12 protein-coding genes, 2 tRNA genes and 3 pseudogenes are annotated in these 11,328 nt (G+C 35.4%); 13 read left to right on the forward strand and 4 right to left on the reverse strand.

Annotated features, from left to right (window positions below):
• The 3 pseudogenes from DYE60_RS10010 to DYE60_RS10020 form a co-directional block, all read left to right on the forward strand.
• A pseudogene (locus DYE60_RS10010) lies at window positions 1-488 on the forward strand (substrate-binding domain-containing protein); the annotation flags it as partial.
• Window positions 489-555: 67 nt separating this feature from the next.
• Window positions 556-2,059, forward strand: a pseudogene (locus DYE60_RS10400) (sugar ABC transporter ATP-binding protein).
• Window positions 2,060-2,127: 68 nt separating this feature from the next.
• Window positions 2,128-3,076: pseudogene (locus tag DYE60_RS10020) on the forward strand (ABC transporter permease).
• Between the two features lie 81 nt (window positions 3,077-3,157).
• On the opposite strand, the gene folD reads toward DYE60_RS10020, so the two are convergent.
• The gene (gene folD / locus DYE60_RS10025; RefSeq protein ID WP_115315504.1) at window positions 3,158-4,015 is read right to left on the reverse strand and encodes a bifunctional methylenetetrahydrofolate dehydrogenase/methenyltetrahydrofolate cyclohydrolase FolD; all 858 of its coding nucleotides are present in this window, start codon (window positions 4,013-4,015) and stop codon (window positions 3,158-3,160) included.
• Between the two features lie 167 nt (window positions 4,016-4,182).
• Between folD and DYE60_RS10030 the strand changes: the two genes are divergently transcribed.
• The 10 genes from DYE60_RS10030 to DYE60_RS10070 all read left to right on the forward strand — a co-directional run bounded on the left by DYE60_RS10030 (window position 4,183) and on the right by DYE60_RS10070 (window position 9,536).
• A tRNA-Pro gene (locus DYE60_RS10030) sits at window positions 4,183-4,259 on the forward strand.
• A gap of 23 nt (window positions 4,260-4,282) precedes the next feature.
• A tRNA-Arg gene (locus DYE60_RS10035) sits at window positions 4,283-4,359 on the forward strand.
• A gap of 420 nt (window positions 4,360-4,779) precedes the next feature.
• Window positions 4,780-5,100, forward strand: a complete 321-nt coding sequence (locus DYE60_RS10040) for a hypothetical protein (RefSeq protein WP_115315451.1) — start codon at window positions 4,780-4,782, stop codon at window positions 5,098-5,100.
• Window positions 5,100-5,246, forward strand: coding sequence for a hypothetical protein (locus tag DYE60_RS10260; RefSeq protein ID WP_172460360.1), 147 nt, complete (start codon window positions 5,100-5,102; stop codon window positions 5,244-5,246). Before DYE60_RS10040 ends, DYE60_RS10260 begins: the two co-directional genes overlap by 1 nt.
• A gap of 140 nt (window positions 5,247-5,386) precedes the next feature.
• Entirely contained in the window at window positions 5,387-5,584 is a 198-nt protein-coding gene (locus DYE60_RS10045) for a hypothetical protein (RefSeq protein WP_115315450.1), read from the forward strand.
• On the forward strand, window positions 5,581-5,709 hold the full coding sequence (locus DYE60_RS10050; protein ID WP_245942676.1) for a G protein: 129 nt from the start codon (window positions 5,581-5,583) through the stop codon (window positions 5,707-5,709). The genes DYE60_RS10045 and DYE60_RS10050 overlap by 4 nt, the downstream gene beginning before the upstream one ends.
• 485 nt (window positions 5,710-6,194) lie before the next feature.
• Complete coding sequence (locus DYE60_RS10055; protein WP_115315449.1) at window positions 6,195-6,485, forward strand: hypothetical protein; 291 nt, start codon at window positions 6,195-6,197, stop codon at window positions 6,483-6,485.
• A 47-nt stretch (window positions 6,486-6,532) separates the two neighbouring features.
• Complete coding sequence (locus DYE60_RS10060) at window positions 6,533-6,805, forward strand: hypothetical protein (protein WP_115315448.1); 273 nt, start codon at window positions 6,533-6,535, stop codon at window positions 6,803-6,805.
• A 403-nt stretch (window positions 6,806-7,208) separates the two neighbouring features.
• The gene (locus tag DYE60_RS10065; protein ID WP_115315447.1) at window positions 7,209-7,937 is read left to right on the forward strand and encodes a transferrin-binding protein-like solute binding protein; all 729 of its coding nucleotides are present in this window, start codon (window positions 7,209-7,211) and stop codon (window positions 7,935-7,937) included.
• Between the two features lie 162 nt (window positions 7,938-8,099).
• Complete coding sequence (locus tag DYE60_RS10070; RefSeq protein WP_115315446.1) at window positions 8,100-9,536, forward strand: porin family protein; 1,437 nt, start codon at window positions 8,100-8,102, stop codon at window positions 9,534-9,536.
• A 39-nt stretch (window positions 9,537-9,575) separates the two neighbouring features.
• Here the strand turns inward: DYE60_RS10070 and DYE60_RS10075 are convergent, their stop codons facing one another.
• The 3 genes from DYE60_RS10075 to DYE60_RS10085 form a co-directional block, all read right to left on the reverse strand.
• Complete coding sequence (locus DYE60_RS10075; RefSeq protein WP_115315445.1) at window positions 9,576-10,082, reverse strand: DUF2301 domain-containing membrane protein; 507 nt, start codon at window positions 10,080-10,082, stop codon at window positions 9,576-9,578.
• Between the two features lie 26 nt (window positions 10,083-10,108).
• Window positions 10,109-11,101: a substrate-binding domain-containing protein gene (locus DYE60_RS10080; protein ID WP_115315444.1), complete on the reverse strand. Its 993-nt coding sequence runs from the start codon at window positions 11,099-11,101 to the stop codon at window positions 10,109-10,111.
• A 61-nt stretch (window positions 11,102-11,162) separates the two neighbouring features.
• Window positions 11,163-11,328 (reverse strand): PfkB family carbohydrate kinase (locus DYE60_RS10085; protein WP_245942711.1); only part of this gene is annotated, 166 nt, incomplete at its 5' end.

The following is an 11,328-nucleotide window of genomic DNA, read 5'->3' on the forward strand; positions in this document are numbered from 1 at the left end:
CCTGCAAAAGCGATTATTTTAATGGGGCCTCTTGGGTGGGAAGCTCAAATTCAACGTACTAAAGGAAATCAGGACATCTTAAAATCGCACCCAGAAGTAGAAATTATTACTCAGCAAGAAGCGAGATGGGATAGAGCAAAAGCAATGGAAATTACTGAAAATTTATTGGCTGCTCATAAAGATATTAAAGTAATTTTAAGTAATAACGATGAAATGGCGATTGGGGCATTGCTTGCAGCTCGAAAAATAGGATTAGACGATCAAGATTTGTTAATCGTTGGTATTGATGCTACGCCTGACGCATTAGCGTATTTAGGACAAGGGCTTGATGCGACAGTTTATCAGTCTGCTTCTGGGCAAGGTTCGCTAAGTGCAGAGATTGCTTATAAGCAGCAAAAGGAGAGAAGGTAACGCAATATAATTGGATTCCTTTTGAGTTGGTTACACCAGACAAGATAGTCGATTATTTGAATAAATATAAGGAGTGAGAAGAGCAATACACATTATATTTTGTTCAGCTAGTTAATTTTCCTGAAATATTTAAAGGAGCGATAAATGAATAGTAATTTGAATGAATCTCCATATATTTTAGAAATGCGTAATGTTTCTAAAACGTTTCCAGGAGTGAAAGCATTAGATGGAATCAATTTAAAAGTAAAAAAGGTTCTGTTCATGCATTGATGGGTGAAAATGGTGCGGGTAAATCGACGTTAATGAAAATTCTGTATGGGATTTATACGCCAGATGATGGTGGCGAGTTGATTTTAGATGGAAAGCCTTTTGATCCTAAACGTCCTATTGATGCTATTCGTAGTGGTTTTAACGATGGTGCCACAAGAAATCTCACCTGCCGCAAATTTGACAATATCAGATAATTTATTTTTAGGGCGAGAAGTAACAAAAAATAGATTTTTTGTTGACCAAAAGAAAATGGACTATGAAGCAAATGAAATTTTAGAATCATTAGGTATTCCACTTGATGTAACACTTAAAATGTCAGAAGTTTCCGTCGCAAAAGCCCAGCTTGTTGCCATTGCCACCGCTGTATCCAATTATGCAAAAGTCATTATTATGGACGAACCAACCACGGCTTTAACAGAAGGTGAAGTGGAGCAGTTATATAAAATTATAGACACGGTACGTGCACGTGGTATTGCGATTATTTTTATCTCACATAAGTTAGATGAAGTATTTACGGTTGCAGATGAAATAACCGTTATTCGTGATGGGCAATATGTTGGTACAAAAGATGTTAAAGATGTAACCAAAGATGAACTTATTTCAATGATGGTTGGTCGAGATATGTCTGAAATGTTCCAGCGAGAAGAGTTACCACCTTCTGATGAAGTTGTATTAGAAATTAAAGATTTTTGTCGTAAAGGGCATTATCAAAATGTGAATTTTAAAGTTCATAAAGGTGAAATTTTTGGTATTGCTGGATTGGTTGGGGCTGGTCGTTCAGAAATCGCAGAAGGCTTGTTTGGATATAGACCGGCAGAGAGTGGTGAAATCTATATTCACGGTCAGAAAGTTGACATTCATACACCCCACGATGCAATGGAGCATAAAATAGGCTTTGTGACAGAGGATAGAAACTAACAGGATTATTCCTAAATTTAAGTATCACAGATAATATTATTATGCCTCAAATGTCACCTTATCTAGAAAATTTCCTCCTTTCAGTCACAAAAGCCAAAAAAACCGCAAATGTACAAAAGGATAAGCTCAGAATTAAAGCCCCGAATGTGGATGTTGTCACGGATAATTTATCAGGAGGTAACCAACAAAAAGTATTACTTGCTCGTTGGTTAATTCTAGAACCAGATATTTTAATTCTTGATGAACCGACAAAAGGGATTGATGTAGGGGCAAAAGCAGAGTTATATAAATTGATGGTAGAGCTTGCTAAAAGGTAAAACAATCATTATGATTACGTCTGATATGCTTGAACTTTTAGCAATGAGTGATCGTGTAATGGTTATGCACGAAGGACACAAGTTGGCATTATTCCACGCAATGAATTAACCCAAAACGCGTACTCGAATTGGCGTCGGGCTAGCTTGAAACAATATACAATTTAAGCAAAAAATTCTTTTATAGAAATTAACAAATAATGAGGTATTTATTATGTCAGCTATAACCTTAAAGAAAATGATTAACACCTACGGAATGTTACTAATTCTTGTTTTATTATTCCTATCATTGTCTGTCACTATTGATGGCTTTTTATCTAGCCGAACCATTTTTAGTATTATTGAACAAGTTTCAATGTTCGGCATTATTGCGATTGGGGTAACTTTAGCGATTATCACAAGGGATTGACCTTTCATCAGGATCGGTTGTGGCACTCACAGCGGTTGTTGCAGCATCTATTGTCGAATCAGTGGATACACAAAATGCAATTATGGCATTTGCAATGTCTATTTTGGTCGGTGCGGTTATTGGATTTATTAACGGTGGATTAACGGCTTATGGTTCAATTCCGCCTTTCATTGCCACATTGGGTATGATGACAATGGCGCGTGGTGCTGCTCAGCTTTATTCTGACGGTCGCCCAATTGACGCATCAGCAGAATCTTTTACTTGGATTGCGGATATTGATTTCTTCGGCTTACCAGGATTGGTGCTTGTTTATCTCGTTATTGTCATTGCGGCTCATATTTTACTCAGTCGTTCAACCTTTGGTCGCCATATTTATGCTATCGGTGGTAATTTAAATGCAGCTAAAATTTGTGGTATCAACACAAAAAGAACCTTAATTTGGGTATATATCATTGCTGGAGCATTAGCTGGTTTAGCGGGTGCATTACTTGCAGCAAGAACTTATGCGGGTAATCCATCTTATGGTTTAGCGTGGGAATTAGATGCGATTGCCGCTGCGGTAATTGGTGGTGTATCATTAGCAGGTGGTGTTGGTAGTATTCCAATGTGTGTCGTGGGTGCATTGATTATCGGTACCACAAATAAAGGCTTGAATATGCTAGGGGTTGACCCATATTGGCAACAAATTATTAAAGGTGCAATTATTGTTGTAGCGGTATTACTTGATACATTAAAACGCCGTAAAAAAGCGTAATTAAGAATAATTAGTGATAAAAAACTCACATACTAATTTGAATTAAGTATGTGAGTTTTATTTTATATATTTAGGGGGGGCTTAGTTTTTAATATGTGTTTCATAGGCTTGTAGTGTATTTTGCATTAACATTGCCACTGTCATTGGCCCCACACCACCTGGCACAGGTGTGATGAAGCTGGCTCGTTGAGAGGCTATTTCAAATTCTACATCGCCAACTAATTTCCCATTTTCTAAGCGGTTAATACCAACATCAAATACCATAGCTCCTTCTTTTATCCATTCACCACGAATAAATTCAGCTTTACCAATCGCCACTACAAGAATATCGGCTTGTTTTATATGTTGCTCTAAATTCTGAGTCAAACGATGAGTAACTGTTGTTGTACAGCCTGCAAGTAAAAATTCTAATGCCATAGGTCGCCCAACAATATTGGATGCACCAACAATCACAGCGTGTTTGCCTTTAATATCTTGCCCTGTATATTCAATAAGTTTCATCACACCATACGGTGTGCAAGAATGTAGTTTAGGAATTCGCTGGCATAGCAGTCCTACATTATAAGGGTGAAAACCATCGACATCTTTATTTGGTAAAATTGCCTCAATAATATGGCTTTCTTGTATGTGTTTTGGTAGAGGAAGTTGAACTAAAATACCATCTATATTGTTATCATTATTTAATTTTTCGATCAGCGTTAATAACTCTACTTCTGTTGTTTGTGAAGGAAGGTTATATGATTGAGAAATAATACCTAATTCTTCGCAACTTTTACGTTTACTTTTCACATAAATGTGTGAAGCAGGATCATTTCCTACTAAAATTACAGCCAAACAAGGTGAGCGTTTTCCCAAAGATGTATAATGAGTAATAGTTTGAGTAATTTTATTTTTAATCTGTGTAGCAACAGCTGTTCCTGAAATAATTTGAGCAGACATTGATACTCCTTAATTTTAAAAGATAATTTGTGTCATTCTCTCAAAAAATGAAGACTTTGATAAGCGATAAAAGTATAAACTGAATAAATATCAAGCGACTGAGAATAAAATTAAAAAAAAGCATTGACGGATCCTAATCAGAAACTATAATAGCACACATTGTCAGTCGGCGAGTAGCGCAGCTTGGTAGCGCAACTGGTTTGGGACCAGTGGGTCGTAGGTTCGAATCCTATCTCGCCGACCACTTCTTTTTTATATCATATCCTTGCGCCCTTAGCTCAGTTGGATAGAGCAACGGCCTTCTAAGCCGTAGGTCATTGGTTCGAATCCAATAGGGCGTACCATTTTAAGCATCTTATAAATCAATAAATTATCTTTCAATTTTTTCTTATCAAAATCTTTTTTATGTCATAAATGTGCTGTGAGTTACGATATTATTTTCGTGATACATAAGATGAATGGTATTTAAATAAGCATATTTTCGATTATTTCCAGTTTAATTCTTCTCCATAAAGTCTTTTTTCATCGTTAACTTTTTCTTTGGCTAATGATACGGGTTTAAATTTATTGCCAGTAGTTATCGTTGAATCTTCTTTTGATAGTAATGGTGTAAATTCATTATAAATAAGTTAATTGTTACAATAATTCTATCCTCTGAATGACTTTAATTGTCGTTGTACGGTTAAGGCATTGGACGCACAGTTTATAAACTAAATTTAGATGATTACCCTGAGAAATTAGCCCATCAATTTGCAAAAGTGGAGATGAAAGGGAGCGAGTTTAAATGGGCTTTTAATCAGGTTGAAAGCCAGTTTAAAACCTTAAAAGATAAATTAGGGGTAACGAAGTTAAATGCCAAAGAAATGGTGACCGTTCGTGAAAATTTAAGCCGTAATTTTAAGTTTGCTAGTGGTGTGTTAAGTGCTGAAAATAAGGCGTTGATTGGCAGCGAAACGGCAACGGTTTGGTTAAGTGATGATACGCTGATTAAGCAGCTAAATAGCCGTGATGGGGATATAGTTATGCGTTATTGCCTGATATTATTTATGAGCCTGATAATATCCTCAGAGATGGAAGAAATTTAGTGTTCTTAAAACTATTTGATAATAAAAAATTAATGGCTGTTGTTAAAGAAATTAAGGATACAAACGAGTTCTTTATTTTGTCTTTTCGTGGGATTGGTCAAGCAGAATGGGATAAGTTTTTAGAAAAATTAGCGATTATTAGGTAAGGCTCCCGATCACTTACACACGCTCTCAGACACTTGGGCAGACCCCAAATAGGCTGCGGCAGGGAGATTATCACCGCTTTTCTAATAATCGCAGTTTGGAATATAACAAGGTTTAAAATTAAAATCAATAGGAGTTTTATATGGCAAAATTGTTAGAACAGGATAAATTATGGTTACAAGAAAGCTACCCTTGTGCATTAAGTAAATTTCATAAATGCGAAATAAAAGAGGCGTTATTAAAGAATTTAAGTAACAGTAGTTCAATGATTTGTAATTTTGCGGAATATTTAAGAACGATGGCTATTTTAGATGCCTATCCTGTAAAGGACGATGAATGATTATTGAAGTAAAGCTAAATAATGCCGATATGGTTACGGCGTTATTAAAAAAACTCGCTGATAAAACGGCTGACCGTAGAGAGTTGATGAGCATTATTGCTGGTACAATGGAATGCAGTACTTGAAAACTTTGAGAAAGAAGGGCGTCCTGCTTGGGCTGGTATTAAATATCGTCAGGGGAAAGTGCTAAATGACTCAGGGAATTTAAAAACAGTATAACTGCTGTTTTTTTGGATATACACTCATAACATTAAAATCAAATTGTCAAAGTAAAAGTGTGTTCAAGATAGCAATGATGGTAGCAAAAGCAATATAAAATTTGTTAAACTTATTTTTGTAAAATTTAATTAAAATATAACCGCTTGGTTAAAAGAGAAAACACTGAAAATAGATTGGGAATTAGTGCGTAATCTTTTGATGTTTCATAGAAGAGAAAGAAGAACAAAAACTCAGCATGCAAGATATCAGAGTAGATAATATTCGTAATTATACGATTTGGAATAAAATTAAATTAACTATTAAAAAGAAAGGGTTAGAATTAACTTTTGATAGTATAAAATCAGTCAGTAAAACGTCGATTTTGACATTATTATAATATTAGGAGAATAAAATGATAGCAACAATAATTCTAGGTATTTTTACTCTTCTTGTAATGACACTTTTTTTAAAGTGGCTTGGTATTAACCCTTTTATTTTATTAGGGTCAGTTATCATTATTGGATTAGTTTATTTGGCTCTTTGGTTGAATACGTCAGAGTTCCCCTATGGAATTTTTGTCGGGGCTGCAATTACGCTATTTGCTATTGTTTATAGTATAAAGGTATGGCGGGATCCGGCGTATAAAAGCTTAACTTCGAGCGAAAAATGGCGAATATTAAATGGGCAAGATCCATTTAAATAATTGAATAAAATTAGAATATAATCATTATTGTTTTAATAGGAAATAATATGTATTACATAATATGGTTTGTTAAATTCTTTGGTTATGGTCTCGTTTTGCCTTTTATCCTTTTATATATGCTAGGAGTATTGGCTAGCGATAAAGTATGGGAATGGAAAGGTTGGGGATATATTCTTGTATGGTTGAGTATTTTCGTCGTATTTGTCATTTATGAGGTATGTAAAGTTTATATAGAATATAAACAAGAAGAAGCAAGAAGAGAGCAGCTCAAAAAAGAGCAAGAAGAAAAAGACAAAGTTAAATACATTATCATTAAATAACAGGATCATAGTTAGAAAGCTCAATCTTAGCGGATTGGGCTTTTTTTATGAGCGAACTTTATGTCGGATTCATTAGGATATTTGAATATTTAGTTTCAGCTAAATTATTAAATTCTAAGTAACTAAAACAGAGCTTACGGTAGCTAAAGGAACAGACAGGAATAGATGCTTAAAATATCATTCTTACTATTGATGCAATTTAGTTTTGGTTTGATAAATATGATAATCAGAGAGCAATATATCTTGAAAAAGATCAGGCGTCATAATGAATTAAAAATAGATCAAAAAATAAAATTTGATAGGCGTCACATTTTTAAAAAATAGTTAAAAGTGAATCTTGCACGGTTGTTTTTTTTTGTACATTTGGTGCAATTCTTAACCGTCGATTATATGGAGTTTTATTATGAAAAAAACATTGCTAGTTATTGCAATATCAGCTTTTTTAACTGCTTGTGGTAGCGGTGGTGGCAGTAGTAATAGCGAGGCTAATACTACTGAAAATACGGCTGGAAATTCAGTTAATACACCAGCAGTATCAACTGTTCCAGCAGCAGATAAAAAAGATACAAGCTTAATTTTAAATGATATCGCTAAAAGCGAAATAAATCAGTTTGTTCTCAATGGTAAAACTGTTAATTTAATGCCTCAGGGGATGAATCCTGGTGGCTTCTTTATGAATAATGGAGGTAACATTTTTGGTGATACTTTAACGAAGGCGGTAAGTGGTAGAAAATATACTGAAACTCGTTTTGGTATCTTAGTGCCTGATGATGCAGATTTGGTTGCATTCAGTCAGGGTACAGTGACTGTATTAGATGATATGCCAACAGCCAATGTAGAGACTAAATACTCTGGTGATTTTGTTAATTATGACAAGAATAAAAAATCATTTAATAATGGTACAGTGGATGTCGGGGTAAATTTTGCACTTAAAAATATCAAAATTGATACCTTCGATGATCAAACAGGTAAAAAACTAGGTGATACGATGACAGGATCAATCACAGGTAACCAATTTACTTTTGATTCCGGAAAAGGTAAAGGTCAGTTTTATGGCTCACAAGCGGCGGAGTTAAGTGGTATCCATAAGGATGGTAATGTAGTCACTTCTTTTGGAGCTAAAAAACAGTAACCAAGCGGTTATATTTTTGGTAGAATTTACTAAAATGCTCGGGGCGAATTGGATTCGCCCTGAAATTTTTTTGTATAATTGTTGGAGGTATGTAATACGTCCTTACACAACAACTTTTTATAATGGCTGGCGAATACAATTTGCCTTTAAGATATACGGAATATGAAAAAACAATTATTAAGCATTTTAACTATTACTGCCATATCTAGTGCTGTGATAGCGAAAGATTATACACCACAAGATTATAAATCTGAGACCAATCCTGATTTTCAAGCAATAGATAAAATTGAAAAATTTGCAAAAACTGATAAAAAAGTGACCGCTTCAATCTCTCAGAAAAAGAGCAATGCGGTACGAGTAGATGAGCAAAATTTATTAGCTAATCCTCCTTTGTTAAAACGAGCAATGCAAAGTGTTGTATTGACCAAGCAGGTCGAAGGCATTGAGATTGTTTTGCCGATTTATCAAAAACTACCTGATGCTGATCCGTTGCTAATCACGTATGCAAAAGGCTTGCTTGCACATTCAAAGGGGCAGTTTGATACAGCGATCAACTATTACCGTGAAATTATTGCTCACAATCCTGAAATGTCTGTGGTGCGTTTAGATTTAGCAACAGCATTATATGCGAATCATCAGCGTGTGGCGGCACGTGATCAGTTTAATAAATTACAAAGTGAACCTTTGCCACCGAGTGTCGCAGAGCAGGTGAAACAAACCATATTACATATTGACAGAGAGCAAGATTGGCAGTGGAATGCAAATTTTTATTTTCGTAATGAACGCAATATCAATAATGCCCCAAAAGAACGTGAAGTGAAGTATGGTGATGGTAAAGTGACCACGCCAAAAGCTGAAAAAGCACAAGGTTTTCATTTTGATATTGGTGTGTCAAAACGCTTCAACTTAAAAGGTAATTTTTACGGTAACTTACAGGCAGATTTAAGTAGCGATCTGTTTTGGAATAATCATCAGTATGATGATGTTTCTGCCCAACTTGGCGTGGGATTAGGTTACCAAACGGCACGATTTGTCGCAGAAGTGCAACCTTTTGTTAAAAAACGTTTTTATGGCACGGATCCTTATTCTGTGAGCTACGGGGCGAGTGGATTTGAAAGTTATCAATTTACACCACGTTTTAAATTATCAAATAATTGGTCGTGGGAATATGAGAAATTTGATACCAGAAAGCATTTAAACGGTCAGCGTCACTTTATTGGGCTATCCGCCTTTTTTATGCGAAACTCACAACAATATTGGCTTGCGGGAATCAATCTTTATAACAAAGAGGCCCGAGATTTAGATGATGCTTTTGTCCGTAAAGGAGCTTATGTTGGCTTAGGGCAGGAGTGGCAAGGCGGTTTGTCATCTCGTTTGATTTTATCTTTTGGGAAACGTGATTATAAAGGGGTGGATCTGTTTAATATTAAACGTTCCGATAAGGATTATTCAGCGAAATTATCATTATGGCACCGTAATTGGCATTGGCTGGGGATTACGCCTCGTTTGGTACTATCGTGGAATAAAACCAAAAGTAATCATTTTTTATATAATACGCAAGAAAATAAAGTAAATATTGAGTTTTCTAAATCGTTTTAATCAATAAAGGGGAATAGTTCCCCTTTATTTTTATGTGCTTTAGATTTGAAATTTGCTTTTATCACCAATATCAAAATGCAGCGGCATTCGCCATTTTTGGATAGCTAAAACGATAAATAATCCGCCCACGATAACAGATATAATTTGCACCAATAATTCAGTATTAAATTGAATAAAAAACCATAGCAGGGCAACAAAAACAGGCTGTAAATTTAGCAATGGTACTCTAAAACAGAAATATTCTTTGAAGGCTAGTCCTCCTAGCGTAACTAATGCTCCACCAAGTGCTAATTCGTTAAAACCGATTATTTGACATAACAACGCAATCCAAGTGGCGAACTGTAAAATCAGGCGAAAAGATTTTAGATAAATATGCAGTGATGACGCACAACAAACCGCTGCAATTAAAATGCCTATTTGGGCAATATCAGGTTGATAAGGTAATAATAAAACCATTATCCCTGCTAGCACAAAGCCACAGCGATAAATAATAACGGTTAAATAATCCCAAAAGTCCATTGGGGATTGAATGTGTGGATCTGCCATAAAATGTCCTTGTTAATAATTGAAAATTAGATTGACTTCCTTAATTTTAACACAGGATCTAAAATAATTTTTTGATAAGGCGGATTATTGTTTTTGATGCGTGCTAATAAGGTTTCAACCGCCTTTTTAGCGAGCTCTTTTTTAGGCTGATTGATGGTGGTAAGTGGTGGAGCGAGAAATTGGGCGATATGAATATCATCATAGCCAATCACCGCCATATCTTGTGGGATTTTTAAACCTGCTTGCCAAATGGCTTGATAAGCACCGATAGCAATGGTGTCACTACACGCAAACACCGCCTTTGGAAGCGGTTGTTTTTTGAGTAATTTTTGCATAGCGTTAAAACCATCTTGAAAGTTTGCGTGGCTTTCAATAATCCAATCTGAATTGATGGCTAAATTAGCTTCTTTAAGGGCTTTTTTATAACCTTCTAAACGATTTTGAGCAAGGAATTTTTTAATTCCAGCGGTAATAATCGCAATTTTGGTGTAACCTTTATCAATCAGTGCTTTTGTTGCAAGATAGCCACCAAGTTCTGAGTTTTCGATGATTTTATCCGCATTTAATTCCGTTGGCCACCAGTCCATAATTACCATTGGTAACGTAAGTTGATGATTGATATCATCGCTAATATTCCAGTGTGATTCCGAACACATCAAGATCAAACCATCTACTTTTTTCTGAATTAACGTTTGGATATTTTTTTGTAAACGCTCGTTGTTTCCGTCGGCGTAAGAAAGGATCAAATTATAATTATAGCTATGGCAATATTGCTCAACATAACGAATAATTTCAGAGAAAAAAGGGTTATCGCTCGCAGTAACGAGCATTCCAATCGTTCTAGTTTCGTTTACTTTGAGGCTACGAGCGAGTGCCGAAGGGCTATAATTTAGCTCTTCAACAACAGCGAGCACCTTTTCTCTGATTTCATCACTCACAAAGCGAGAGTTATTGATAACGTGTGAAACCGTTGATGTTGATACTTTCGCAATGCGTGCAATATCTTTCATTGTTGCCATTAAGCGTTGATCCTTAAATCGTAAAAATTGGTTTAAATATAACCGCTTATACTAACCGAGATTATTGAGATTGTAAAAAATTCATCACATCTTCTCGGCTAGGAATTGAAGATTGTGCTCCTTTTTTCGTCACTGAAAGTGCGGCGGCTGCGTGAGCAAAGGTGATCGCCTCTGGCATTGGTTTTTGTTCGAGTAATGCCGTTAATAATGCACCATTAAAAAGTATC

Source organism: Phocoenobacter uteri, assembly GCF_900454895.1.
GTDB classification, from domain to species: Bacteria; Pseudomonadota; Gammaproteobacteria; order Enterobacterales; family Pasteurellaceae; genus Phocoenobacter; species Phocoenobacter uteri.

Excerpts from the sequence above, each read along its gene's own strand:
- DYE60_RS10070 (WP_115315446.1), top strand. The coding sequence starts at position 8,100 with ATGAAAAAACAATTATTAAGCATTTTAACTATTACTGCCATATCTAGT.
- DYE60_RS10055 (WP_115315449.1), top strand. The coding sequence starts at position 6,195 with ATGATAGCAACAATAATTCTAGGTATTTTTACTCTTCTTGTAATGACA.
- DYE60_RS10080 (WP_115315444.1), bottom strand. The coding sequence starts at position 11,101 with ATGGCAACAATGAAAGATATTGCACGCATTGCGAAAGTATCAACATCA.
- DYE60_RS10075 (WP_115315445.1), bottom strand. The coding sequence starts at position 10,082 with ATGGCAGATCCACACATTCAATCCCCAATGGACTTTTGGGATTATTTA.
- folD (WP_115315504.1), bottom strand. The coding sequence starts at position 4,015 with ATGTCTGCTCAAATTATTTCAGGAACAGCTGTTGCTACACAGATTAAA.
- DYE60_RS10040 (WP_115315451.1), top strand. The coding sequence starts at position 4,780 with ATGAAAGGGAGCGAGTTTAAATGGGCTTTTAATCAGGTTGAAAGCCAG.
- DYE60_RS10050 (WP_245942676.1), top strand. The coding sequence starts at position 5,581 with ATGATTATTGAAGTAAAGCTAAATAATGCCGATATGGTTACGGCGTTA.
- DYE60_RS10065 (WP_115315447.1), top strand. The coding sequence starts at position 7,209 with ATGAAAAAAACATTGCTAGTTATTGCAATATCAGCTTTTTTAACTGCT.
- DYE60_RS10045 (WP_115315450.1), top strand. The coding sequence starts at position 5,387 with ATGGCAAAATTGTTAGAACAGGATAAATTATGGTTACAAGAAAGCTAC.
- DYE60_RS10060 (WP_115315448.1), top strand. The coding sequence starts at position 6,533 with ATGTATTACATAATATGGTTTGTTAAATTCTTTGGTTATGGTCTCGTT.